Source organism: Parafrankia sp. Ea1.12, assembly GCF_900465275.1.
GTDB classification, from domain to species: domain Bacteria; phylum Actinomycetota; class Actinomycetes; order Frankiales; family Frankiaceae; genus Parafrankia; species Parafrankia soli.
The window spans coordinates 14,082-38,258 of the sequence record NZ_UBIZ01000266.1; the positions used below are offsets into that span (position 1 = coordinate 14,082).

At 74.6% G+C, this 24,177-nt stretch carries 19 protein-coding genes; 10 read left to right on the top strand and 9 right to left on the bottom strand.

Features of this window, described 5'->3' with window-relative positions:
* Positions 1–11: 11 nt before the first annotated feature.
* Both FMEAI12_RS12165 and FMEAI12_RS12170 read right to left on the bottom strand, forming a co-directional pair.
* A complete protein-coding gene (locus tag FMEAI12_RS12165; protein WP_020463840.1) occupies positions 12–248 on the bottom strand; it encodes an acyl carrier protein in 237 nt (78 codons plus the stop codon).
* Complete coding sequence (locus FMEAI12_RS12170) at positions 248–2,431, bottom strand: HAD family hydrolase (protein ID WP_112106107.1); 2,184 nt, start codon at positions 2,429–2,431, stop codon at positions 248–250. Before FMEAI12_RS12170 ends, FMEAI12_RS12165 begins: the two co-directional genes overlap by 1 nt.
* 488 nt (positions 2,432–2,919) lie before the next feature.
* On the opposite strand from FMEAI12_RS12170, the gene FMEAI12_RS12175 reads away from it, so the two are divergent.
* The gene (locus tag FMEAI12_RS12175) at positions 2,920–3,468 is read left to right on the top strand and encodes an NAD(P)H-dependent oxidoreductase (protein ID WP_112106123.1); all 549 of its coding nucleotides are present in this window, start codon (positions 2,920–2,922) and stop codon (positions 3,466–3,468) included.
* A 506-nt stretch (positions 3,469–3,974) separates the two neighbouring features.
* Here the strand turns inward: FMEAI12_RS12175 and FMEAI12_RS12180 are convergent.
* The gene (locus tag FMEAI12_RS12180; protein WP_112106108.1) at positions 3,975–4,853 is read right to left on the bottom strand and encodes a hypothetical protein; all 879 of its coding nucleotides are present in this window, start codon (positions 4,851–4,853) and stop codon (positions 3,975–3,977) included.
* A 345-nt stretch (positions 4,854–5,198) separates the two neighbouring features.
* On the opposite strand from FMEAI12_RS12180, the gene FMEAI12_RS12185 reads away from it, so the two are divergent.
* The gene (locus FMEAI12_RS12185) at positions 5,199–5,882 is read left to right on the top strand and encodes a hypothetical protein (protein ID WP_235013925.1); all 684 of its coding nucleotides are present in this window, start codon (positions 5,199–5,201) and stop codon (positions 5,880–5,882) included.
* Between the two features lie 3 nt (positions 5,883–5,885).
* Positions 5,886–6,038, top strand: coding sequence for a hypothetical protein (locus tag FMEAI12_RS38045; protein ID WP_235013926.1), 153 nt, complete (start codon positions 5,886–5,888; stop codon positions 6,036–6,038).
* Between the two features lie 844 nt (positions 6,039–6,882).
* Here the strand turns inward: FMEAI12_RS38045 and FMEAI12_RS12195 are convergent.
* A complete protein-coding gene (locus tag FMEAI12_RS12195; protein ID WP_112106111.1) occupies positions 6,883–8,598 on the bottom strand; it encodes an acyl-CoA dehydrogenase family protein in 1,716 nt (571 codons plus the stop codon).
* Positions 8,595–9,347, bottom strand: coding sequence for a TetR/AcrR family transcriptional regulator (locus FMEAI12_RS12200; protein WP_235013927.1), 753 nt, complete (start codon positions 9,345–9,347; stop codon positions 8,595–8,597). Before FMEAI12_RS12200 ends, FMEAI12_RS12195 begins: the two co-directional genes overlap by 4 nt.
* A 1,364-nt stretch (positions 9,348–10,711) precedes the next feature.
* On the opposite strand from FMEAI12_RS12200, the gene FMEAI12_RS38050 reads away from it, so the two are divergent.
* The 4 genes from FMEAI12_RS38050 (at position 10,712) to FMEAI12_RS12215 (ending at position 15,997) form a co-directional block, all read left to right on the top strand.
* The gene (locus tag FMEAI12_RS38050; RefSeq protein WP_235013928.1) at positions 10,712–12,400 is read left to right on the top strand and encodes a GGDEF domain-containing protein; all 1,689 of its coding nucleotides are present in this window, start codon (positions 10,712–10,714) and stop codon (positions 12,398–12,400) included.
* Between the two features lie 266 nt (positions 12,401–12,666).
* Positions 12,667–14,766 (top strand): GGDEF domain-containing protein, encoded by a 2,100-nt coding sequence (locus FMEAI12_RS38055; protein WP_235013929.1) that lies wholly within the window; start codon positions 12,667–12,669, stop codon positions 14,764–14,766.
* 155 nt (positions 14,767–14,921) lie between these two features.
* A complete protein-coding gene (locus FMEAI12_RS12210) occupies positions 14,922–15,332 on the top strand; it encodes a response regulator (RefSeq protein ID WP_071064067.1) in 411 nt (136 codons plus the stop codon).
* Complete coding sequence (locus FMEAI12_RS12215) at positions 15,329–15,997, top strand: histidine kinase (protein ID WP_112106113.1); 669 nt, start codon at positions 15,329–15,331, stop codon at positions 15,995–15,997. The genes FMEAI12_RS12210 and FMEAI12_RS12215 overlap by 4 nt, the downstream gene beginning before the upstream one ends.
* A gap of 6 nt (positions 15,998–16,003) precedes the next feature.
* On the opposite strand, the gene FMEAI12_RS12220 is transcribed toward FMEAI12_RS12215, so the two are convergent.
* The 3 genes from FMEAI12_RS12220 to FMEAI12_RS12225 form a co-directional block, all read right to left on the bottom strand.
* Complete coding sequence (locus FMEAI12_RS12220; protein ID WP_112106114.1) at positions 16,004–18,010, bottom strand: PAS domain-containing sensor histidine kinase; 2,007 nt, start codon at positions 18,008–18,010, stop codon at positions 16,004–16,006.
* A gap of 110 nt (positions 18,011–18,120) precedes the next feature.
* Positions 18,121–18,243: a hypothetical protein gene (locus FMEAI12_RS39225; protein WP_255565688.1), complete on the bottom strand. Its 123-nt coding sequence runs from the start codon at positions 18,241–18,243 to the stop codon at positions 18,121–18,123.
* A gap of 50 nt (positions 18,244–18,293) precedes the next feature.
* Positions 18,294–19,538 carry a phosphatase PAP2 family protein gene (locus tag FMEAI12_RS12225; RefSeq protein WP_112106124.1) on the bottom strand — a complete coding sequence of 415 codons (1,245 nt, stop codon included), beginning with the start codon at positions 19,536–19,538 and terminating at the stop codon, positions 18,294–18,296.
* 563 nt (positions 19,539–20,101) lie between these two features.
* Between FMEAI12_RS12225 and FMEAI12_RS12230 the strand changes: the two genes are divergently transcribed.
* Entirely contained in the window at positions 20,102–21,691 is a 1,590-nt protein-coding gene (locus FMEAI12_RS12230) for an adenylate/guanylate cyclase domain-containing protein (protein WP_235013930.1), read from the top strand.
* Between the two features lie 101 nt (positions 21,692–21,792).
* Entirely contained in the window at positions 21,793–22,581 is a 789-nt protein-coding gene (locus FMEAI12_RS12235; RefSeq protein WP_112106126.1) for an SDR family oxidoreductase, read from the top strand.
* A 32-nt stretch (positions 22,582–22,613) separates the two neighbouring features.
* Here the strand turns inward: FMEAI12_RS12235 and FMEAI12_RS12240 are convergent, their stop codons facing one another.
* Complete coding sequence (locus tag FMEAI12_RS12240; RefSeq protein ID WP_198541328.1) at positions 22,614–23,033, bottom strand: hypothetical protein; 420 nt, start codon at positions 23,031–23,033, stop codon at positions 22,614–22,616.
* Between the two features lie 364 nt (positions 23,034–23,397).
* Here FMEAI12_RS12240 and FMEAI12_RS12250 point away from each other — a divergent pair, with 364 nt between their 5' ends.
* Positions 23,398–24,159, top strand: a complete 762-nt coding sequence (locus FMEAI12_RS12250; RefSeq protein ID WP_112106116.1) for an SDR family NAD(P)-dependent oxidoreductase — start codon at positions 23,398–23,400, stop codon at positions 24,157–24,159.
* The last annotated feature ends 18 nt before the right edge of the window (positions 24,160–24,177 follow it).

Consider the following 24,177-nt stretch of genomic DNA (forward strand, 5'->3'; position numbering starts at 1 on the left):
CTGTGCGGGGCTCAGCCGACATCGCTGAGCTCCTCGATACACACGCGCAGCTCACCGACGTTCGCGAACGAACCGAGGCGCTCGTCGGGGATCTGCACCGCGAACTCGTTCTCCACCGCGTAGATCAGGTTGATGTACGCCAGGGAGTCCCAGCCGGGCACGTCCGCCGCCGTGGTGGCGTCCGTGACGACCAGGTCGTCGTCGCTGAAGATCTCCCGGAAGACCTGGGCGAGGCGCTCCTGCACCATCAGCCGGCCACCTCCTCCATCGTCCGCGCGGATGCGCTCGCGACGGCGGCCCCACCCGCGCGAGCGTCGACGACCCGGATGAGCCCGGGCCGGTTCAGGGCGCTCGCGACCGGCAGCACCCAGCGGGTGGCCCCCGCGCCGGTGCCATCGGCGGGAGCCACACCGGGGCCACCGGCCGGGGCTGCGCGGCCGGCGTCGGCGGGAGCCGCGGGGTCCGGCCGGAAGCCCAGCCGCGGGTACAGGTCGGCCACCAGCGCGTTCTTCGCGGTCGGCAGGTAGTGCCCCCGCACGGAGGAACAGCCCAGCCGCCGGGCCTCCGCCACGATCAGCCCGGCGATCTCGTCCTCCAGCGTCCGGCCGATGACCCGGCAGCTCATCAGCCAGGTGTCGACGTCGAGGACGGCCCCGCCGGGCTCGGCGGCGCGCCGGGCGATGACGACCGCGACGAGGCCGTGGTCGGCGAACCGGTCGGCCAGCCGGACGCAGATCACCGCGGTGGACGGGTCCGCGGCCAGCTCGGCGACCTCGGCCTCCCCGCGGCGCCGGGTGGTCAGGTTGAACTGGTTGGTCTTCCCGATGAGCTGGACGACCCGGGGCAGCGTCAGCTCGTCGAGGGGTACGACGGTCGCGACCATCTCCAGTCCGCGGTGGAACTCCTCCAGCGAGGTCGCGGACGCGGCGAGCTCCGCCGCCCGGGCCCGCGCCCGGTACTGCTCCGTGCGGGCGGTGTCCTCGGTGGTCAGGGCGGCCGGTTCGAAGAACGGGTAGTCGGCGACCGCGCGCACGTAGCCGTGCGGGTCCCGCGGCAGGGCGATGACGTCCACCTCGGGCACGAGCTGGCGGACCACCTCGCGCTCGGCCGGGTTGTCGTCGACGAAGACCAGGGAGTCCAGACCGATCCCGAGGGTGCTCGCGATGCGCCGGATCTGGGTCGGCTTGTCCTCCCAGGAGGCGCTGAACATGGCGATGTCGTCCAGCCGCAGCCGCATCGCCGGGTGCCGCTCGAACGCCTCGCGCGCGTCCGCCTCGTTGTTCTTCGAGCAGACGGCGAGGATCACGCCGCGGGCACGGAGCCGGCCGATGTACTCCTGGAACGTGGAGAAAGCCTCGCCGACCGGCCCGTCCCCGAGCGCGATGCCGGCGAGGCCCTCCTCCCCGAGCACCCCGCCCCACAGCGTGTTGTCGAGGTCGAGCACCAGGCATTTACGGCTGGTGCCCAGCTGCGCGCCGAGCACCGCCGCGGTGTGACGGGCCAGCGTGGGCACGTGCGCGAGCGAGACGGCCTGCTTCGCGCGGTGCCAGTAGCGGGGGTCGAACCAGGATCGTTTGCCGACCGTGGCGGCCAGCCGCTCACAGTCGACGAAGGCGACCTGACCGCCCGCCGCCGCGCGGCCGAGCGCCGCGTTGACCGCGGCGAGCATCGACGACCGCGACCCGGGGGTGCGCAGAGCCAGGTGCCCGAGCGCCTCCGTCTCCGGGACGACGAAGGTGTGCTGGATGACCCGGGCCCCCAGCCGGGCGGTGATGATCTCCCACAGCGACGTCCACCGGCCGACCTCGGTGGCGACCGCGCGCTCGGGATCCTCGGCGAAGGCTGGCAGGGCTGCCTCGCCTTCGTGGACCGCGAGGATCACGACGTCCGGCCTGAAGCGGTACAGGCCGCTGCCCGGGTCGAGCACCTCCTGCCGGTACTGGCCGTACCCGCACTCGTACACCTCGACGGCCACACCGGCGCGCGCGGCTGCGAGCGGCAGGAGCGCCGCGAGCTGGGCGGTCGTGTAGCTGCCGAGCAGGGCGACCCGCGCCGAGCGCGCCGCGTGGCCCGCGACGGGCGACGGCACGACCGCCCCTCCCGCAGCGGCGGCCACGGCCGCCCGGGCTGGCACAGCCACTCCGGCCGACGCAGCCGCCCCGGGTGACGTAGCCGCCCCGGGTGACACGACTGACGCGGCCGCCCCGGCCGAGACGCGGCGCAGGACGCCGGCGGCAGCCGTCCAGCAGGTCAGGTCGCCTCCGGCGTCGGTCGTGGCCAGCGCCCAGCGCATGGCGGCGACCGGATCGCCCGCCTTCTCGTAGGCGAGCGCGAGATCACGACAGAGCCCGGCAGGCGGCACCTCGGCCGCGGCTGCGGCGGCCGTCAGCTCGGCGAGCCGGTGCCGGCCCGTCCCCACGGGATCAGCCATTGATCGAACTCCTCCCCCAGGCGCCGCGCTCCGGACGCCCCCGTCCTCGAGATGCACGCACTTCAACCCTACCCTTACGTAAGGGTCTCCGGATATGCGCGGAGCGCCTCCCGGTACGACCGGGAGGCCACTGGTCGACCACGTCGACACGAATCGAACTCTTCTCGCGACTTTAGGTCGCACAGACGAGTCGTCCACAAAGCTTCCACATCACTCTGTCACCTCAGGAGACGACTCGAACGCTCCTGGCGACTTTGGTGTGTTCGCTTCGTGGCCCCCGGGCCGGAACCGGCCAGCCCCAGGGGCCGGAGCCGGTCTCCCGGCAGTTCGCGATCAACGGTGCCGACAAGTGGCACGGGCTAGGCTGGGAGCCGGATAGCAGCCGGATAGCAGCCGGATAGCAGCCGCGCGCCGGCGCTCGACGGGGCCCGCTCGTGACTCTCGACGGGGCGCTCTCGTGGGCGGAGTGCACACAGAAGGGCAACACCATGGCGCAGTGCCGCATCCTGAGCGTCGTCGGCAACCCGAAGCCGAACTCGCGCACGCGGGCCGTCGCCGAGGCGGTCGCGGCCCAGGTCGTGCGCGCCCTTCCGGCCGACACCGAGGCGGTGGCCGAGGTGATCGAGGTCAGCGAGCTCGGGCCGGGGCTCCTCTGCTGGGGTGACCCGGCGGTGAAGGCGGCCGTCACGTCGATGAAGGCGGCGGACGTCCTGGTCGTCGCGACGCCCACGTACAAGGCCACCTACACCGGGCTGCTCAAGCTGCTGCTGGACCAGATCGGCCAGGGCGAGCTCGCCGGGGTGCCGACGATCCCCGTGCTGGTCGCGGCCGCGCCCGAGCACGCGCTGGCGGTCGAGGTGCACCTACGACCGGTACTGGTCGAGATCGGCGCGTCCTGCCCGACCCGCGGGGTGTTCGTCCTCGACTCCGCCCTGGCCGACCTGCCCGCCCAGCTCGACGCGTGGGCCACGGGCAACATCGCGGCCGTCACCGCGCTCGTCGCGGCCCGCCGCACCGCGCCACAACCGCTCGGCTGATCCGGCCGGCCGAGCAACCACCCGCGCAGAACACCAGGATCGACCGAGGTTGGCGGCGACCACGGCCGGCGGGTGTTCCGGTTCCGCGGAACACCATGATCAACTGCGGCCGGTGGTGGCCGCGTCATCGACGGGCGGCGTGCGCAGGAGCACCGGGGACCCCGGAAACGGCCGGAAGCGATACATAATTCCCGCCGACCAGATCCACATGCACGGTGCCGAGCAACCGCGGCGGTTGAGTGACAGCCAGGACTCACCCACCCGCCACGCATCACCGGGCGACGGTCCCTGATGCATAAATTCCGTACCCGTAACGCGCCCCGGCCCCGTGTCCGTGCCGCCCGAGCCTGCCCCGGCACCGTGCCTGCGCCACCCAGGACGGGATGGAACACGGCGAGAGCTGGCCGTTACGCCGAGCTGCTTCCGGCTCTCGGCTACTTCCGACTCGGGACCAGTACCAGGGCGGCGGGAACGCCAGGAGCGCGGCGCGCCCGGCGCGACGGCTGTCAGACGCAGCGACTTGCCAGGCCCGAGAAGATGTCGCCGACCCAGACCTCCGGCAGGCCGTCGGGCGGGCGTGGGCCGACCGGGCCGCATGCCTCGTCCGTGCCAGGCGCTGGATGGCCGTGTGCCGGCACCGACCCCGGCGGCGTCGTCGGGGGCTGCTGACCAGCGCCGGAGCCCGGCCCCTGGCCGGACGGGATCCGGTTGTCGGCACCGGGAACGTCCGGGTCAGGCTGCGGCCCGGGCATGGCCGGCGGCGCCGGAGAGGCCGGCTGGACAGGAGAGGCCGGCGGGGCCGGCGCGGTCACCGGGCCGGTCGGCGACGGCGCGGTGCTCGGCGAGGCGGTCGGGGTCGGCCCGGCGCCCGGCCCGGCGGTCGGCGTCGCACCGCCCGGCGGGCCGGTCGGGCTCGCGGACGCCTGGCCGCCGCCCGGTTGCGCCCACGGATCGCCGCCGCCATCACCGACGCCGGGGCCGGGGCCGGCCGAGGTCCTGTCCGGCCACGGAGAGGCACCGCCGAGACCGGCCCTGTAGCCGTCTCCGGGAGCGGGCATGGCGGGAGCGGGAAACTGCCGGGGGGCCGCCCGCGGCAGGCCGGTCGCGGAGTCGCCGCGCTGCAGACCCGCCGGTATCTGTCCGCTCTGGTGGTCATCGCCGTCCGACTGCCGCGCGATGATCGTCGCGTCCCGGTCGCCGCCGGACGGAGCCATCGCGCCGAAGGCGGCCACAGCGGCTGTGAAGCCGACCGCCGTTACCAGGCCGGCCCCGGGCCGACTTTCGATCATTGCCCAGGCCACCCGCCCGCGCAGCAGGCCGGTGATGCCGACCAGGAGGACGGCCATGGCGACGGTGGCGACCGATCCGGCGAGAAGCACGATCACGGCCGCCTCCGCGGCGCCGCGGTTGCCCGCATCCGTCCCCCAGCCTCGCCGGTGCAGTGTCCGCGGGAACCTATCTCACCCAGAGTAAGAACTTCGACACTTTGAGGAGCGTGTCGGTGTGGGACGAACCCGACTCACCCTGGAATAGCCGGCTCACCGGGAATGGCGGTGACTCACCTGGAATGGCTCTGCCGCGGCGGTCGGGCCGCGGGCCGTGCCGCCGGCCCGGCCTTGGACGCCGCCGAGGCGACCCTCGGGTGCGCCTGCGAGCTCTGGACCCGCCGGTCACCGCCCCGTTGGTCACCGCTCCGCGGGTGGGCCGCCGCGTCGTGCGGGCGCGACTGGGTGCCTCGCGCCCGGCGGTCGGTGCTCGGCGGGCACACCGGCGGCCGGGCGGCGGTGGTGGCCCGCGGCGCGACCCGCCCGGCCGCGGGCCGGCCCGCGGTGTGCCGACCCGGCGCGGGGCGCGTCGACGAGGGCTTCGAGGAGGCCGTCGAGAGGGCCGGCGCGGCGGGCGTGCTCAGCCGCCCCTGCGAACCCGCCGGAGCGGATACGTGTGTGCCGCCTGCCGGCGCCGCGCCGGCACCGCCGGTACGGGCGGGACCGATCGCTCCGACGGGCACCGCGGTCGCGGCGCCATGCGGCCGGGACGGCGCCGCCGGACCCGACCGCGCCGGACCCGGAGCGGTCGGCGCCGCGGGCGAGTACCTGGGCCGGGTCGTCCCGGACGCCGGACCCGACACCGGACCGGTCTGGGGCCGCGCGGTGTGGACCGGCCCAGACCGCGTCGGCGTCGACGCGGTCTGGGCCGGAGCCGTCCGAGGCGGCGCGGTCTGGGCCGGGACGGCCGTCTCGTACGGGCTGGAGGGCCGGTACGGCCTGGTCGGGCTCGGCGACGGCCGCACCGTCATCGTCGGCCCCGCCGTCGGCCGGCCGGTTGTCGACCTGCCGGTGGTCGGCTTCGGTGTCGGCCTGGAGGTCGGCTTCGCCGTCGGCTGGGCCGTGGACCGCGGCCCGGCGGGCGCGTGACCGGTGCCGGTGCTGGCGGGCGGCGTCCGGCGGGGACCGGCGGGCGTGGTCGGACTGGGACTCGGCGTGCGGCTGGTGCTGGGCGACGGCGACCGGCTCGGCCCGCCGCTCCCCGTCGCCGGCACGCCCGGGCGGCCCGGCACGGTGGTGGGCTGATCCCACCCCGTCGGCCAGGACGGCCCGGACGACCCGCCCCGGGTCGGCACCGGCGGCACGGACGTGGTGCGCGGCCCGCCGGAGCCGGATGCGCCACCGGCGCCGCCCCGCGTGGCCGGCACGGGCCAGCCGGAACCGGAGCCCGACCCGGCGCCGGTGGCCGTGGCCGTCTCGGCGTCCGGATCGGGGCCGGCCGCGACCGGGCGCGAGCCGGCCGTGGCCGGTGACGGCGCGGGGTCGGGCTCCTTGACGACGAGGCCGGAGGCCTCGGGCACGTCCGGGCTGGCCGGCGGTGCGGTCGCGGCCGAGTCGGCCGGGCCGGAGAGGCGCACCGCGACCGCGCTCAGCGCGAGAACCACGGTGACGCCGGCCGCGGTGACGATTCCGGCCCGACGGCGGTCATAGATCCAGGCCCATTCGGCCACTCCTCGGACGAGCCCGAAGATGCCTGCGACGACCACCAGGGACGCCACAGCGAGAAAGAAGACGATCATCACACCCCCGGAGGCAGGCGACGCGGGCCCAGCCCAGGAGGTGGCCCGTCACCTTCCGTTACGCGAACACTACATTGCGTTTCCAGTAGCGCGAGTCTCGGACCGCTACAAACTGTCCAGAGTCAGGATAGAACGGGACGTACCGCCCAGAGTCATATCCGACGTTTGTCACACCCTCCAGGCACACTCTCCGCACACGTCTGATCGCTTACGCACGGCCACGCGATCAGGCTCCCGGCCCGGACGGCCGGCCTGGCCGGCCCCGGTCGCGGCCTCGGCCGCCCGCGTCAAGCCGGGAGGCAGGCCCGCGACCTCGTATGTCAGGCGATGCCAGCCGACGTCAGCCGACGTCAGGCGGTGGCGGGCGGGATCCGGCGCAGGATGCCCTCGAGGTCGAGCCCGGGTGGGAGGGTCCCGAAGGCCAGGCCCGCGTCCCCGCCCAACCGGGCCGCGCAGAACGCGTCGGACACCGCGGCGGGCGCGTGCCGCACCAGCAGCGAGCCCTGCAGCACGAGCGCCATCCGCTCGACGAGCCGGCGCGCGACCAGCTCGATCACCGGCGCCCCGCCAGCCCCACCCGCGCCCGCCGCCCTACTCGTGCCGGCCGCGCCGCCGGTGCCGGTGAGCAGGTCGTCCAGCTCAGCTCGGAGCCGACGCCACGCCGTGTCGAGCCGGCGGTCGCCACCGGCGGCCGCGTCGACCTCGGCGCCGTAGGCGGCCAGGCTCGCGGGCTCGCGGCCCAGGGCCCGCACGACGTCCAGCGCGTTGACGTTGCCGGAGCCCTCCCAGATGCCGTTGAGCGGGGCCTCGCGATAGAGCCGCGGCAGGCCCGACTCCTCCACGTACCCGTTGCCGCCGAGGCATTCGAGCGCCTCGGCGACCATGGCCGGCTGGCGCTTGCACACCCAGTACTTGGCGAGGCCGGTCGCGAGACGACGGAAGGCACGCTCGCCCTCGTCGCCGTGCTCGGCGCGGTCCACCGCGCCGGCCACGCGCATCACGAGCGCGACCGCCGCCTCCGACTCCACCGCGAGATCGGCCAGCACGTTGCGCATCAGCGGCTTGTCTATGAGCAGCGAGCCGAACGCCGAGCGGTGGCGGGTGTGATGCGTCGCCGCGACGAGCGCCGCGCGCATCCCGGAGGCCGCGCCGACAGCGGAGTCCAGCCTGGTGAGCGCGACCATCTCAATGATGGCGCGCACCCCGCGGCCCTCCGTTCCGACCAGGTGGCCCAGCGTCCGGTCGAACTCCGGCTCGGCGCTGGCGTTGCTGCGGTTGCCGAGCTTGTCCTTGAGCCGCTGGATGAGGAAGGGGTTGCGACCGCCGTCCGGCAGCACCCGCGGGACGAGCAGGCACGACAGGCCGCCCGGCGCCTGCGCCAGCACCAGGAACACGTCGTTCATCGGGGCACTGGTGAACCACTTGTGCCCGCGCAGCAGGTACGAGCCGTCCCCGGCCGGGACGGCGGTGGTCTCGTTGGCGCGGACGTCCGAGCCGCCCTGCTTCTCGGTCATCCCCATGCCGGCGAGCAGGCCGCGCTTGGACAGCGGCGGGCGCAGGCCCGGGTCGTAGACGGTGCTGGTCAGGCCGGGCAGATAGGCCGCGGCCAGGTCGGGGGCGGCCCGCAGCGCCGGTGTGACGGCGTAGGTCATCGACACCGGGCACAGATGGCCCTGCTCGACCTGCCCCCAGACGAGGAACCCGGCCGCGCGGGCCACGTGCGCGCCCGGCCGGTCGGCGGCCCACGGCGCTCCCGCCAGCCCGGCGCCCACGGCCACGCGGAGCAGCTCGTGCCAGGCCGGATGGAAGTCGACCTCGTCGACGCGGTTCCCGTACCGGTCGTGCGTGCGCAGGACGGGCGGGCACCGGTTGGCCTCGTCGCCCCATCGCTGCGCCTCGGCCGTGCCGGCGAGCCGGCCGAGACGGTGCAGGTCGTCCGCGTGACCGGCGGCGCCCTCGCGGGCCAGCGCCTCCAGCAGTGCGGGATCCTCGGCGACGTCGTGGCCGACCAGCGGCGGTGGTTGGTTGGTGACGCGATGCGTCGGGCCACCGCCGTCCGCCGTCATCCGGTGCCACCGGGCGGACGGCCCGCCGGCGCCGGGACCTGCCCGGCCACGGCGACCTGCCCGGCCACGGGGACAGGACCGGCCGAGAAGGACGGCCAGCCGCGTTCCACCGGGCACGCGCCGACACACCGCAACGCCATCGCCACCACCTCCCGGACCACCCGCTCGGCCTCGCGGCCGCCGCGGGGAAGCTCCTCGGTCATCGAGACCGGGCCGACGAGCACCTCGCCGATCGCGCCGGTGAGCGCCGCCGCCGCGACCATCGGGTCCTGTGCCGGCAGCGACCCCGCCTCGACGCCCTCGCGGACCAGAGCCGCGAACACGTCCCGGTACCGGCGGCGGAAGTCCAGGCGCTCGGCCTCCACCGCCGGGTCCGACGGTGCCACGAGCAGCGCGTAGGCGAGGCCGCGACGCGCCAGCGCCCGCCGGGTGAACAGAGCGACCGCCTGGACGAGTCGGTCGACGGGATCGCCCCCGGCCGCAGGCGCCTCGGCGGCACCCGGGGCCGTGGCATCAGGCACAGCGGCGGTCGACACAGCGGCCAGGGCGGAGATCAGGGTTGCCTCGCGGTCGGCCGCCCGCCGGAAGACCTCGACTACCAGCGCCGACTTGGACGGGAAGTGCTGGTAGACCGAGCCGACCGACATGTCCGCGGCGGCGGCGACCGCGGTGACCGACGCGCCGGCCCACCCGGCGTCCGCCACCAGGTCGGTGGCCGCGACGATCAGTCGCTCACGTGCGGCGGCCAACCGATCGTCGACTGCGGTGGTGCGACGGTAGGGCACAGAAGGAGTGAATCACCGTTCGCGCCTTCAGGCCACGGCGCGGCGCCGATTCGGCCCCTACGGACCAACCCGATCAGGCCGGTCACGCCGATCTCCTGGTCAGGCCGATCAGGCCGATCAGGCCGAGGCGGCCCGGCGGGCGACCGCCCCGCGACCGGACGACGCGGGAAACATCAACCGACGGCACGCAAACAGAAAAAGTGCCCGGGAAAATCCCAGCCGGCATTGATGCCGGTAGAAGCCACGGACTTCCGGCGGCACGCCGGCACACCAGCGCATGCTGACTGGCAAACCGAACGCCGACCGGATACGCACAGATGTCACCGGCGCCCGCCTGCCGGCATCTCACACCCAATGCCGCCACGCGCGGGCACCATCGCCGCCGCGCCACCGCCACGGCCGCCGATATGCGGCCGCGGGATGCGTGCGCTCGTGATATACGACTTCGTGATATACGCGGTGGACGGACGGCGACTTTCCGACCCATCGTTTCTACCACAGGGCCGCTTAGCGGTGCCGGCGGCAATGCCCCGCCCCACCGCTTCACCGCCGTTTAGCCGGGCGAGCTTCCGGCCCACCGGTTGCGCAGGGTCACCCCGGCCCCCGTCGCCGGCGGGCCCGCCGGCGCCCCGCGACGACGCCACGAACAGCGCATTGCACGTCCTCCACAGGAGCCTGCCCGTGGTGACGGTGACTCCAGGAGCCCGGTACACGGAGACACAATGGTCACTGTGAGTATCACAAACAGACGCTCGGACGAATGTCAACGAGGTCGCTGTGGCCGCAGTGCCTCCGCACGGTCGCACCGGGCATCACGGCGCTACCGCGGCGCCCGCGCCGCCGCGACCGCGGGGTGATGGCGCGGGCGCAAGCAGGCGGCACCGACTCGGCCCGCACGGCGCCCCGCCCCGCCCCGGCCCGGCCCGGCGCCGGATTCGCGGCGTTCACCGGCCCGGCCGCCACCGGTATCCGGTGTATCGCCCGCGGCCGGCCATCCCCGTACCGGGCCGCCGGCCCGATTTGCCGAACCGGCCTCGAAGTGGCCGGTAACACAGCTTCCGTCGATTGACCCACCGGCCCGGCCGCGGGCGAAAGACACCCCGACACGCGCGCGACGGCGCGTCCGATTCCCACTTGGAGCAATTCGGCCGGCCGGGCCCGGCGGTGTAAGAACCACACAGGTACCCGTCGGGTGAAACAGTCCGCGGCGCAACTCGTATGCTCTTCCCCTGCCGGGATTCGACGGATCAAAACCGAATACCGTCACCAAACACGGTCCCGGCGGGGTGCCGTCGCATCGGCAGCGGCGGGGGAATGGAAACTAGCGGATGACCATGGGCGACCGGCGACACCGGATGACGCCCGGCGACCGCGCTCGGCGGCGGGTCGAGCGGCGGCGGGTCAGGCGTGAGCGCCGTTGGGTCAGGTGGTCGTTCGGCCGCGGTCGGCTGGCCGGGTGGCCGCTGGTCAGCGGACTGATCGCGATTCTCGCGCTGAGCGGGGTCGCGCTGGCCGGTGGCAGCCGCTGGCTGGCCGACATCGAACGGGACCGGCTGGCGAACCGGGTGAGTCTGATCAGCAACCTGGCCACCTGGGAGTCGACGGCCGACGACCCGGCGGGCCTGCGGGCCGTCGTCGAGCGCACCGCGTTCGACCCCAACGACAAGGCCCGCAATCACCAGCTCGCCGCCCAGTTCCAGATCACTCCGGCGGGCGACACCACGCTGCTGGTCGCGCTGCTCGACCGCGCCGGGACGCTCCTGTCGGTCCGGCCGGCTCAGGGCGCGGTGAGTCCGGAGGATCTCGGACCGGCCTGGTCGACGGCGTGGAGCGGCGGCAGCGCCGTCTCGCCGGTCTTCCCGTTCAACGGGCACGCGGCGCGGGCCACCGTCATCCCGGTCGGTGGCCCGCGGCCCTGGGCGGTCCTGGTCAGCGTGTCCACCGAGGAGTCGAAGCGGCAGCTCGGCACCGGCATGGGCACGCTCCTCCGGCTACGCGGGCAGGGCGCCGTCTCCACCATCGACGCGCGTGGCATCGCTGTGGTCTCAACCGACCTCTCGCTGCCCGGGACCCGCGTGCTCGACCCCGCCGAGCTCAGCGCGGCCTGGCGCTCGACCAACCGCACCCGGGTCTGGACGACCGGCGGCGAAGACGGCTACACCCACGTCGCCGCCGCCCAGCCGGCGACCGGGTACACGACCTACCTGGTCCAGCCGACCGCGCAGCTCTACGCGGAACTACGGGAGCAGCGATCGCACCGCAACATCACCCTGCTGGTGGTGACGATGGCCGCGGTGCTCTCGATCGCGGTCGTCGGGCTGCACGAGGAGACCCGCGCCCGGCGCCGGCACGGGAAGCTGAGCTCGCTGCTGGCCGCCACCCGCGACATCGTCATGACCGTCTCGGCCGCCGGCCGGCTCGAGTACGTCAGCCCCGCCGCGGCGACCCGGCTCGGCCACGATCCCGCGGCGCTGCGCGGGCGGCCGCTGTCCGATCTGATGCGCGGTGGCGACGCGGAACGGGTCGCCGCGCTGCTCGACGAGCCGCTGCCGGCAACCGTGATGAACGTCCGGCTGCTGTCCGCCGCCGGGCACGAGCACTGGTTCGACGTGTCGGCCCGGCGCCTCGCCGACGAGACGGGCTCGCCACGGGCGATCCTGACCTTCCACTCGATCGAGCGGCGCAAGTCCCTGCTCGACCAGCTCGGGTTCCAGGCCGGGCACGACCTGCTCACCGGGCTGGCGAACCGGGCGACCTTCGACGAACGGCTCGCCGGCGCCCTCGGCCACCAGCCGGCCGGCGGCGCGCTCGCCCTGCTGTACATCGACCTGGACCACTTCAAACCGATCAACGACACCTACGGGCACGCGGCCGGCGACCGGGTGCTGACCGTCGTGGCGAGCCGCCTCACCGGCACGGTCGGCGCCGGGATCGCGGCCGGGCCCGGTACTCGATCGGCGTGGTGGCGGAGGCGGAGCCCGACCCGTCCGAGGCGGTCGCGCCCACTCCCCCGATGACACCGGCGGCGCCCCAGGCGCCCGGGACGCCGGCCACGGGGAGCCCGTCCGTCTCGCCCCCGCCCGCCGCGCGCCCGTCCTCGCGGCGTCTGTCAGTCGCGCACCCGTCCGCCCGACGACTGTCGGTCCGACGACTGTCGGTCCGGCGGCTGTCAGTCCGGCGGCCGTCGCCGCGGCGGCCGTCCGTCCGGCGCCGAGGGGGTACTCGCCCGCCCGCTCCGCTGCGGCACCGGCTCGCGGCGGCGATCCCGTCAGCGACCGTCGTCGTGGTGCTGCTGGGGACCGTGACCGCCGGGCTCGCGATGGAGACCACGGCGCGTGACAGGGCTCAGAAGCAGCGGATCGACGCCGGCGTCGAGCTCGTCACCCACGTCGCCGAGTACGCCCATGCCCTGAGCGACCCCGGGCGCCTCACCGGGGTCGTCTCGGAGATGCCCTGGCCGCTCGGGAACCCCGCCGCGCTGACCGAGGTGTTGCGGGTCATGGGGACCTCGGCCGTTGCCGGCCCGGGCTCGCTGCTGGCCGTCGTCGCTCCCGATGGCCGGCCGATGGCGACCGAGCCGCCCGGTACGCCCGTGCCGATACCCGTCGGCGACGATCTCTGGTTCGACGCCAGCCGCAAAGGGGCGCTCACCCCGATGATCCTCGTCAACGGCCGCTCCCGGATCTGCTCCATCGTGCCGATCCTGCGCGGCGGGTCCGCGGCGGCGCAGCTACTGCTGTGCCCGACGAACGTGCTGCCCGCCGCCCGGACGCTGCGCTCCATGAACGGCCTGTCCGGGGATCTCGGCCGAGGCGGCATCTCCGTGCTCGACGTGCGCGGCCGGGCGGTGCTGTCCTGGGACGAGGCGCTGGTCGGCAGGACGCTGGTCGAACCGGCCGACCTCGAGCAGGTCCGCGACGGCACACCCGGCCTGGTGCGCTCGGCGAGCCGGCCGGACACGATCGCCGTCGCCACGGCGATCCCGGGCGGCGGATACGTCCTGCTGGACCAGACCGCCGACCTGTTCCAGCTGAGCCTGCTGGAGTACCGCTCGATCGGCGACGGGCTGCTCTTCGGGATCATCGGCGTCACCGTCATCGGGCTGGCCGTGGCCAACCGGCGCCGGGAGCGCGCGGTGCGCCAGGACTTCGAGCAGCTCGACATGCTGCTGCACGGCGCGCACGACATCGTCATCCTCCTCGACCGGAGCGGCCGGCTGGATTTCGTCAGTTCCGCGGCGGAACCGCTGCTCGGCCGGGACAGCCAGGAGATGCTCGGCCACGACCTGCTGCGATACGTGCACCCGGAGGACCGGGCGGCGGTCCGCGAGTTCCTCGCCGGCCCGGCCGGCGAGGCGGCGGACGGCCGGGCGCTGCAGGACATCCGGCTCGAGGCACGCGACGGCAGCCACCGCTGGTTCGACATCGAGGCGACGGCCTGCGCCCCGCGGCCGCCGGCCGCCCGCGCCCGGGGCCCGGTGCTGACCTGCCGGGAGATCGGGGAACGGCGCGGCCTCACCGAGCAGCTGCGCCGGCGGGCCCGGCACGACCCGCTCACCGGGCTGCCCAACCGGGCCGCGCTGGCCGAGCACCTCGACGCGGTCGCGCGGCGCAGGACAGCGTACGCGGTCCTGCTCGTCGACCTGGACTATTTCAAGCCGGTCAACGACAGCTTCGGCCACGAGGTGGGCGATCATGTGCTGCGGGTGACCGCCACGCGCATCCGCCGGGTCCTGACCGGCGGCGGCGCCGGTAGCGGTAGCGGTAGCGGTAGCGGAGACGGTGCCGGCGGCGGCACTGGCAGCGCCAGCGGCGACACTGACGGCGGGGTCGACGCCAGCGGCGACAACAGCCCGCGCCAGCCTGATACGGCGCCCGTTCCCGGCGGTGCCGCGGGCGCCGGGGAGCGGCCCCGTTTCCGCCGCCGCCCGTCGTCCTGGTTCGGCGGCGGCCTGGGTGGATCATGGAACCTGCCGGAGCAGGGTGAGGTCTTCCGGGTGGGCGGCGACGAGTTCGTCGCGGTGCTGGCCGGCCCCGCCACCGCGCTCGCGGGCGGGCTGGACGTCGAGGCCGTGGCCCGGCAGACCGCCGACCAGATCACCGCGATCGTCCGGGAGCCGATTCACGCGGGCGGGCGGCTGGTGACGGTGGGCGCCACGGTGGGCGTCGCGCTGTCGCGGGGGGCGGCCGCTCCGGAGGCCGTCCTGCGCCTCGCGGACGCGGCGATGTATCAGGCGAAGCGGTCCAGGCCTGACGGCCGCCCTCCGGGCGAGCCGCTGCGCACCTCCCCGCCCGCCAGGCCGCTGCGCGCCCCCGGCACCGAGCCAGCCCCCGTCACCGAGGCCGCAACGCCAGCGGACACCGAGGCCGAGCACGCGTTGTGACGAAAACCCGGAACATCGGAAATGCAACTTCGCCGGTTGCGCCGTCCGGTGTCAGGGTCGTGCCGTATGGTGGCGCCGTTCGGGCTGACAGGCGGCGAGATGGCCCCGGTTCGGGGCGACCGAGGTGGCGTGTGCGGAACCCATGCGGAGGCGAGATGCGCACCCACGGCCGGCCACGAGCGCTCGTCGTCGACGACCAGGAGATGATCCGGCTGCTGGCGGCCCGGGTGCTGTGTGACGGCGGCTGGTCCGTCGAGACGGCGGGCGGCGTCGCCGAGGCGCTCGCCCTGCGGCCGCTCGGCTTCGACGCGCTGGTCATCGACACGCGGCTCGGCGCCGAGCGGGGCACCGAGCTGCTCGCCGCCCTGCGGCTCGACGATCCGCTGGTGCCGCGCCGGTGCCTCATCCTCAGCGGCGCGTCCACCGACCCGGCGCCGGACGACGTCGCCGTGCTGCTCAAGCCGTTCCGGGCGGACGACCTGCTCGACGCGGTGAACAGGCTCTCGGGCCGGCCCACGGTCGACGATGACCCGCCGGGCGGTGGGCGCCAGCGGCGGACCGGATGACCCAGTCCGGGACGGCCGGCGACGCACGTGTCGCCGACCGTCTGATGTTCCTCATGATCGCGCTCCAGGAGCGCGCGAACCGGGCCCTCGTCGAGGAGCTGCACGACGGGCCGATGCAGGAGCTCACCGGCATCCTGCTGTCGCTGGCGAGCCTGCGCCGGAGCCTGCCGGCCGAGGCCGCCGCGCAGATCACCCAGATCGAGACCCGCCTGCGCGACGCCGCCGCCGCGCTGCACCGGCCCCAGCCGCCGTTCCGCCCCGGCAACGGCCCCCGGCAGATGCTCGAGCTCGGCCTGACCCAGCGGGTGGAGGGGGTCCTCGTCGACCGGCTCTACACCAGCCTGGACATCGACGTCGCCCCGCCCGCGCTCGCGGAGGTCGCTGTCGTGCTGGCGACCGTCCAGCTCCTGCTGCAGGAGAGCGACCCGCTGGAGCGCCCGGCGCGTGCGCTGGTGGCGGTGCGGAGCAGTGCCGAGCATGTCGAGCTGGCCCTGCGGGTCGCCTACGCCGACGGCTTCCGCCCCGACGCCGCGACGGCGGGCCGGCTGGAGCGGCTGCGGCAGGTCGCGGACGTCCTCGGCGCCCGGCTGAGCCCGGACGCGGTCACCAGCGCGTGGTCCGCGGCGGTGCGGCTGCCGCGGGCGCCGTCCCAGGCGGGCGGGTAGGCACCGTCAGTTGTCGCGGGGCCAGGGCGGCGCACCGAGCGGGGGGAAGGGACCGCCGGGGGCATCCAGCGCCTCCCGCACCTTCGACAGCAGCACCCGCTCGGAGAACGGCTTGGTCAGCAGGGCAAGCCCCGGGGCGAGCGTCCCGTTCTGGGCGAGCACGGGCTGGGCGTACCCGGACATGTAGAGGACGCGCAGGTCCCGCCGCTGCTGGCGGATCCGCTCGGCGACCTCGCTGCCGAGCAGCTGCGGCATGACCACGTCGGTCAGCAGCAGGTGGATCTCCTCCCGCGTCGTCGACGCCAGCGAGATCGCCTCGGGCCCGCTCGCCGCGATGATCACCTGGTAGCCGTTGCGGGCAAGGATGCGACGGGTGAGCTCGCGCATGGCCGGCTCGTCCTCGACCACCATGATCGTCTCGCCGCCGAACAGCTCACCGTCGGCGAGCTGCTCCTCGGCCGCCGGGACGGCGCCGTCGACGGCCGGCAGCAGCGCGCTGACGGTGGTGCCGACGTTGACCGTCGACAGGATCTCCACGTGCCCGCCCGCCTGGGTGACGATCCCGTAGACGGTGGCCAGGCCGAGCCCGGAGCCCTCGCCCTTCGTCTTGGTCGTGAAGAACGGCTCGAACGCGCGCGCGGCGACCTCCGGCGACATGCCCGTCCCGCTGTCGCTGACCCGCAGGTGCACGAAGCGCCCGCCGCGCAGCCCCGGGCGGGCGGCCGCCGTCTCGTCGTCGATGCTCACGTTCGAGGTGTCGATGGTGAGCGTGCCGCCACCGGGCATCGCGTCCCGCGCGTTGACGGCGAGGTTCACCAGCACCTGCTCGATCTGGCCCACGTCGGCCAGCACCGTCCACAGGCCCGGGTGGGCGGAGGTGTGCAGCTCCACATGCTCGCCGAGGGTGCGCCGCAGCAACTGCTCCATGTCGTGGACGACCCCGTTGAGGTCCAGCGGGCGCGGCTGGACCACCTCGCGCCGACCGAAGGCGAGCAGCTGATGGGTGAGCTGGGCGGCCCGGTCGGCCGCCCGCTGGACCTGCTCGATGTCGCGGCGGGCGGACTCCCACCGGCCGCCCTGGTCCCTGGCGGCGGTTCCGACGACCTCACCGACGAAGGCCGTGTAGTTGATGATCACTGCGAGCAGATTGTTGAAGTCGTGTGCCACGCCGCCGGCGAGTTGGCCGAGGCTCTCCAGCCGCTGCGACTGGTGCAGCTGTACCTCGAGCCGTTCCCGCTCCGCCTGGGCCCGCAGCCGCTCGCGCTCCGCCTGCGCCTCCAGCCGGTCGGTGACGTCCCGGATCGCGGCCGAGACGAGCAGCCCGTCCTCGGTCTCCAGCGCGGACAGGGAGATCTCGGCGGGGAACTCCGTGCCGTCCCGGCGGCGCGCGGCGAGCTGCATCCCCGCGCCCATCGGCCGCGGCCGCGGATCGTCGAAGTAGCGGGTGCGGTGCCGCGGGTGCAGGTGCCGCACCGACTCGGGGACGAGGATCTCCATCGGTTGCCCGACGAGCTCGTCCCGGTCGTACCCGAAGAGCCGCTCGGCCTGCGCGTTCACCAGCGCGATCCGCCCGTCCGGGCGCACGCCGACGATCGCGTCCGGCGCCGCCTCCAGCAGGCCGCGGAACATGGCCTCGGCCCGCTTGCGGCTCGTCACGTCCCGGATCGCGGCCGTGACGAAGATGCCCTCGGCGGTCTGGACGGCCGACAGCGAGATCTCGGCGGGGAACTCCGTGCCGTCCCGGCGGCGCGCGGCGAGCTCCACGCCCGCGCCCATCGGCCGCGGCCGCGGGTCGGAGAGGTACGCGCCGCGGCGGGCCGGGTGCGCCCCGCGCAACGCCTCCGGGACGAGGATCTCCATCGGTTGCCCGACGAGCTCGTCCCGGTCGTACCCGAAGAGCCGCTCGGCCTGCGCGTTCACCAGCGCGATCCGCCCGTCCGGGCGCACGCCGACGATCGCGTCCGGCGCGGCGTCCAGCAGACTGCCGGGCGGCACGTCGGCATAGCCCGCCAACGACTACCCCCAGATCGTGAACGACGTGTCACGCAATGACACATGGTAGCCCGGAGGGCGCGGGACGTTCGACCGCAAACGGGTATCAGTCGGACCGCGCCACGATCATGTCAGCAGGTGCCGAGGTCAGCGTGCCCAGGTGCCCGGGAACCGGTGGCACGGTCAGGATCTGAGATCCCGACGGAGAGCCCGGCCAGCCCCGCCCCGACGATCACGACGTCGACGGTCTCCACACTACCTCCGAAGATCCGGGTGGCCGCGGGACTCCCACGGCCGTGTCACGCTACGTCACGGCCGACACGGGATCGGTGTGCGCAGTCGGCCTGTCCCCCGGGGCATTCCCGGTTCCGGGACTCTCGAGCCCGTGCTGGGACGGCACCGCCGGCTCCGCGGGTACCGCCGGCTCCGCGGGCGCTGATGACTGCGTGGGCACGACCGGCTCCGCGGGCACGACCGCCGGAGGCACCACCGAGACACCCGGGGACACAGCCGAGACCTCCGCGGACCCCGCGGATGCGGCCGGCCGCGGGGCCACGGACGGCCGGAACCCGAGGCTCACCAGGGCGGGCTGCTCCGGCACCGGGCGACGGCGGCCGACGAGCAGCACCGCGCCCGCGACCAGGGCGCCGCCCACGATGCCGTCCAGCCAGAAGTGGTTGGCGGTCAGCACGACCACGGCGACGGTCGCCAGCGGCTGGATCACCGCGAGCCAGCGCATCCGGTGGCGCAGGATGGTGACCACCGCCCACGCCTCGAGGATCGCCCACCCCACGTGCAGACTGGGCATCGCGGCGTACTGGTTGGCGACCCCGCCGCTGCCCTTCCCGTACGGTGACGGCCCGAAGAGCATGCCGGTGTCGACCAGGCCGACCGACGAGTCGACCCGTGGCAGGAAACGCGGCGGCGCGAGCGGGTAGAGCAGGTGGATCCCCAGGCCGGCGCCCGTCGCCAGGATGATCACGTTGCGGACTCGGCGCCAGTGGTCGCGGTGCCGGGCGAACACCCACACCAGCAGCAGGATGGCCGCCGGGAAGTGGACGCCGACGTAGTACCAGTTCGCCCCGTGCGGCAGCCACTGGTGCGCCAGCGCGACGCCCTGCAGCGAGGCCTCGTCGGGCAGGCGCAGGAACCGCTCCAGCCGCCAGACGTCAACAGCGTGCCCGAGTGCGTCGGGCTCGCGGCCGGTAGCCAGGTGCCGGCTCAGGCTGTAGCCGACGTAGAGCAGCCCGAGCAGGATGACCTGGCCCACCGTGTAGGCGAGCAGGCCGAGCCGCACTCCCGCCCACCGCGGGCGCACCCGCTCGAAGGCGTGCGAGGGCCACGACCCGACGCGGGCGAGCCGGGCCACGGCCCCCGCCCCGGCGGGCGGCGCGTCACCCAGGCCGTGCGCCGCGCCGGCGGGCGGCGCGGCGGCGCGGCGCGCGGACGCGGCGGCTGGTGGTGGCGCGAAGGGAATCAGCCCAGGCAACGCCACCGGTACGGCCGCGGGTCGCTGCCGTGGCAGCGCGGCCGAAGGAGCCCCGACCATGTTTCCCTCCTCGTCGACGCGTTCCGGACCCGCCACAAGGACGGGCCCACCGCACCGGACGTGACACCCGGCAGCCGCCCCCGTGGACCAACACTCGGCAAACCAACGCCACACGGCAACCGATTTCGCTCGGCGACCGTTACCGCCGGACGACCGATGACGCTGGGCACCACGGACACGACGCCCTGAGTGTCGCCGACAGGTCCGACAATTCCCGGGCGCCGCCGTCCCCGGCTGTGCGCGGCCTCGACGGGCGTGGGCCGCGACCTGTCCGAGTGTCGGCGTTTCGGCCCGGAAAGGCAGTGGTGCCAGCCCCCCGATCGCGATGGGGTCACCGCCCCCGGCCTTGGTACGGCTCGTTCGGGCCCAGCGGGTGGCCCCGGCGCGCCCGGCAGGCGCCGAGGGCCGACCTAAGCCGCGAAAGCCCAGCCCAGGACCCTGCCGGGCCCCTGCGAGCCGTCGCCGGTGGGGGCAGTCGGCCCACCGAAGGTGGTGCCAGCACCCCCGCGCGGGTGACCCTGGCCTGCTGGCGACGGTGTAGGCGAACCGGGCTGAATGGAGCCATGGCGCGCAACGGCACGGCGGGCGACACCACACCAGGCCACGAACCAGGCAGCCACCGACCAACGGACGAGACCGGGAGCACCGGAGCGATCACCGTGCTGCTCGCCGACGACAACCTGATCGTCCGGGAGGGCGTGCGGGCGCTGCTCTCCCGCGTCGCCGACATCGTGGTCATCGGTGTCGCCGCTGACCACGACGAGCTGGTCCGCGCAGCCGCGCGGCTGCGCCCCAGGGTCGTCGTCACCGACATCCGGATGCCGCCGGACTTCACCGACGAGGGGGTCCGGGCGGCCCAGCGCATCCGGGCGGCGAGCCCGGCGACAGGCATCGTGCTGCTCTCCCAGTACGACGAGCCCGACTACGCGATCACGCTGCTGCGTGACGGCCTGTCCGGCTACGCCTACCTGCTCAAGGAGCGGGTCGCCGACCCCGACCTGCTGGCGCGCGCCATCCGCGAGGTCGCCGGCGGCGGCTCCATGCTGGACCCGGACATCGTCGCCGCGGTGATGACGCCCGTCCGCGAGGCCGGGACGCTGACCCGCGAGCAGGAGGAGCTGCTGCGCGACGTCGCCCACGGGCGCCCCGTGGCCGCCATCGCCGCCGACCACGGCGACACCCCGGCCGCCGTCAACGCGGCGATCGACGCGCTGCTGCTGCGGCTCGCGCAGGGCGCGAGCTCGGGCCAGGCCGGCGCGCTGCGCCGCCTGCGCATGCTGCACGAGGCGCTGATGAAGCGCGAGGAACAGGACGTCGCCCTGACCAGGCTGCTCCCCAGCGGCCTGGCGCAGAAGCTGCGCGACGACGCCACCGCCGCGAGCCGCGCCGAACGCCTCGTCGTCACCGTGCTCATGTCGGACGTCCGCGGCTACTCGGGCATCGCGCAGCGCACCGACCCGATGGTGCTGGCGCACCAGCTCGACGAGCACCGCCGGGAGATGAACGCGGCGATCCTCGCCGAGGGCGGCACCGTCCTGCAGTACGCCGGGGACGCGGTGATCGCTGTCTTCGGCGCGCCGGACCCGACCAGCGACCACCGCGAGCGTGCGGTGCGCGCCGCGGCCGCGATGCACCGGCGCCAGCGCGGCCTGGACGAGCGGTGGACCAGGCGCCGTCTGGAGCCGTTCGGGCTGGGCGTCGGGGTCTCCACCGGCGAGGTCGCGGCGGCCCTGCTGGGCTGCGACGCGCACCGGGAGTACACGCTGGTCGGGGACACGATGAACCTCGCGCAGCGGCTCCAGTCGATGGCGGAGGCGGGTGTCACGATCGTGAGCGCCGCGACCGCGGCGGCGCTGCCCGCCGACGTCGTCGTCCCCCTCGACCCGCGGCCGGTGAAGGGGCGGGTCGGGGAAGTCCGGGCCTACCGCGTCATCGCCGGCGGCGCCTCCGCCCCCATCCCCGTTCCCGTCTCCGTCCCCACTCCCGTCGTTCCGGCTCCCGTCGTTCCGGCTCCCGTCGTTCCGGCTCCCGTCGTTCCGGCGCCTGCCCTCACCGCGCCTGCCTTCACCGGGCCGGCGCTCACCGGGCCTGCCCTCACCGCGCCGGTCCCGCGGCCGCGCCGCCGCCGTCTGCTGGCCCGCTCCGCCGCCTGAGCGCCGGGCACGAGCCCCGCCCGATGGAAAATGGGCCCCGGAACGCAGGCCGGGGCCGCCGGGGAGATCCCCGGCTGATCGGGAGGGTCGTGATGACCGCGATGACTCAGCCGGAGCAGGCGGACGCGGGCAGGGGGGTCGCCGTCGTGACCGGGGGCAGCCGGGGCATCGGTGCCGCCTGCGCCCGTCTGCTGGCGCGGGCCGGGTGGACGGTCTGCGTCACCTACCGTTCGGACGAGGCCGCCGCGCAGGAGGTTGTCCGGGAGTGCGACGCCGCCGCGCGGGCCCTCGGCACGCCGGCCGGGGCCGCCGCCGTCGCCGCGGACCTGGCCGATCCGGCGCAGATCCCCGGGGTCTTCACCGCGGCCGACCGCCTCGGCCCGCTCACCGTCCTGGTGAACAACGCCGGGATCGTCGACCGCCAGATGCGGGTGGACGAGATGACCGCCGGCCGGCTGACCCGGATGTTCACCGTCAACACGGTCTCGTCGATCCTGTGCGCCGGGGAGGCCGTCCGCAGGATGTCGACCCGGCACGGCGGCGCCGGCGGGTCGATCGTCAACATGTCGTCGGCGGCGGCCAGGCTCGGCAGCCCGGGGCTGTACGTCGACTACGCGGCGAGCAAGGGCGCGATCGACACGTTGACGCTCGGCCTGGCCAGGGAGGTCGCGGGCGAGGGCGTGCGGGTCAACGCGGTGCGCCCGGGGATCATCGCGACCGACATCCACATCAGCAGCGGGGAGCCGCAGCGGCCCGCCCGGATGGCGGGCAGCATCCCGATCGGCCGTGCGGGCACCGCCGACGAGGTCGCCCAGGCCGTGGCCTGGCTGTGCTCGCCGGCCGCGTCCTACACGACCGGCGCGATCCTGGACGTCGCCGGCGGCCGCTGAACGAAGGCTGAACGGAGGCCGAACAGGCGCGGCTACCGGGCCGACGGGGGCCGGAACATGACCAGGGCGGTGGGGTTCCGGCGGGCGTAGCGCAGGGCCGCCCGCTCGCAGGAGCCGCTGACCCACTCCAGCGTCCAGTCGACGTTCACCAGGCCCACGACGTCGGCGACGCGCTGCTGGAACTCGTCGTCGACCTCCTGTTCGGCGCTGCGGGAGGCGTAGGCGACGCCCTCCATGCCGAAGGCTCCGTACATCCCGGCCGACCACCGGGCCCATCGCGTCCATCGGTCACGCACGGCGACCACGACTAAGCGGGAACCCATCCGCGCCGCGAGCTCCGCCGCGAGCAGGACATCGGCGAGATCTCCGGCGTCACCCGCGCGTAGGCCCACGATCACATGACTTCCCGACGTTGTCCGCGCGGCAAGTCGACGTCCCTCAGCCTGCTCCACGGTTCCTCCTCCGCCGGCGCCGTCCCGGTCGAGTTACCGCCGAGGATGGTGGCCACGATTGTGATGGGAAACACCAGAAAGGGGAAGTACCGAAGAGACCTGATTTTGTCGAACGCTCGTGGTTCACGCATCCGGCCCGCCATCTCTTCGGTCGCCCGCACGCGGCGACCTGCCCGTACCACGTGATCCGGGTGCCGTCCTCCTCTTTCTGCCCCGTCCCGATCGCTCGTACGCGGACCAGTCGCGGCCGGTCGCCGCGGAGCCGAGAATCCTGAGATCCGGGACGCGCGCGCCGAGCTCACCCTGCGGGCACGCACCGTCCGTCCGGGTATGTCATCGCCGGTCGCACGAAGGCGGGAAACAGATGTCGGTATTGGACAGATTCCGCCTCGACGGCAGGGTCGCCATCGTCACCGGGGCCTCGTCGGGGATCGGCGTCGGCTTCGCCCGCGGGCTCGCCCAGGCCGGCGCGGACGTCACTCTCGGTGCCCGGCGCACCGACCGGCTCGCCGCGACCGCCGCGCTGGTCGAGGCGGAGGGCCGCCGGGCCGTCGCCGTCGGCACCGACGTGGCCGACCCGGAGTCGTGCCGGAACCTCGTCACGGCCGCCATGGACACCTTCGGGCGGGTCGACATCCTGGTCAACAACGCCGGGATCGGTTCGGCCCACCCGGCGCTGCGGGAGACCCCGGAGCAGTTCCGCTCGGTCATCGACGTCAACCTCAACGGCTGCTACTGGATGGCCCAGGCCGCCGCGGCCGTCATGCGGCCGGGCAGCAGCATCATCAACATCTCCAGCGTGCTCGGCCTGACGACGGCCGGCCTCCCGCAGGCCGCCTATTCGGCCAGCAAGGCGGCCCTGCTCGGGCTGACCCGCGACCTCGCCCAGCAGTGGACGGGCCGGCGCGGGATCCGCGTGAACGCCCTGGCGCCCGGGTTCTTCGAGTCCGAGATGACCGATCAGTACCGGCCCGGGTATCTGGAGAGCCAGTCGGCACGGATCCTCGCCGGCCGCTTCGGCGACCCTGAGGAGCTGACCGCCGCGCTGATCTTCCTGGCCTCCGACGCCGGCGGCTACGTCACCGGGCAGACCCTCGTCGTGGACGGCGGCGTCTCCATCACCTGACCGCGCTGCTCAGGGAGC

What these genes read in the sequence shown, in the direction of transcription:
- FMEAI12_RS12250 (WP_112106116.1), top strand. Translation starts at nt 23,398, where the DNA reads ATGTCGGTATTGGACAGATTCCGCCTCGACGGCAGGGTCGCCATCGTC.
- FMEAI12_RS12175 (WP_112106123.1), top strand. Translation starts at nt 2,920, where the DNA reads ATGGCGCAGTGCCGCATCCTGAGCGTCGTCGGCAACCCGAAGCCGAAC.
- FMEAI12_RS12170 (WP_112106107.1), bottom strand. Translation starts at nt 2,431, where the DNA reads ATGGCTGATCCCGTGGGGACGGGCCGGCACCGGCTCGCCGAGCTGACG.
- FMEAI12_RS12230 (WP_235013930.1), top strand. Translation starts at nt 20,102, where the DNA reads ATGGCGCGCAACGGCACGGCGGGCGACACCACACCAGGCCACGAACCA.
- FMEAI12_RS12165 (WP_020463840.1), bottom strand. Translation starts at nt 248, where the DNA reads ATGGTGCAGGAGCGCCTCGCCCAGGTCTTCCGGGAGATCTTCAGCGAC.
- FMEAI12_RS12235 (WP_112106126.1), top strand. Translation starts at nt 21,793, where the DNA reads ATGACTCAGCCGGAGCAGGCGGACGCGGGCAGGGGGGTCGCCGTCGTG.
- FMEAI12_RS12225 (WP_112106124.1), bottom strand. Translation starts at nt 19,538, where the DNA reads ATGGTCGGGGCTCCTTCGGCCGCGCTGCCACGGCAGCGACCCGCGGCC.
- FMEAI12_RS12195 (WP_112106111.1), bottom strand. Translation starts at nt 8,598, where the DNA reads ATGACGGCGGACGGCGGTGGCCCGACGCATCGCGTCACCAACCAACCA.
- FMEAI12_RS12210 (WP_071064067.1), top strand. Translation starts at nt 14,922, where the DNA reads ATGCGCACCCACGGCCGGCCACGAGCGCTCGTCGTCGACGACCAGGAG.
- FMEAI12_RS12215 (WP_112106113.1), top strand. Translation starts at nt 15,329, where the DNA reads ATGACCCAGTCCGGGACGGCCGGCGACGCACGTGTCGCCGACCGTCTG.
- FMEAI12_RS38050 (WP_235013928.1), top strand. Translation starts at nt 10,712, where the DNA reads ATGACCATGGGCGACCGGCGACACCGGATGACGCCCGGCGACCGCGCT.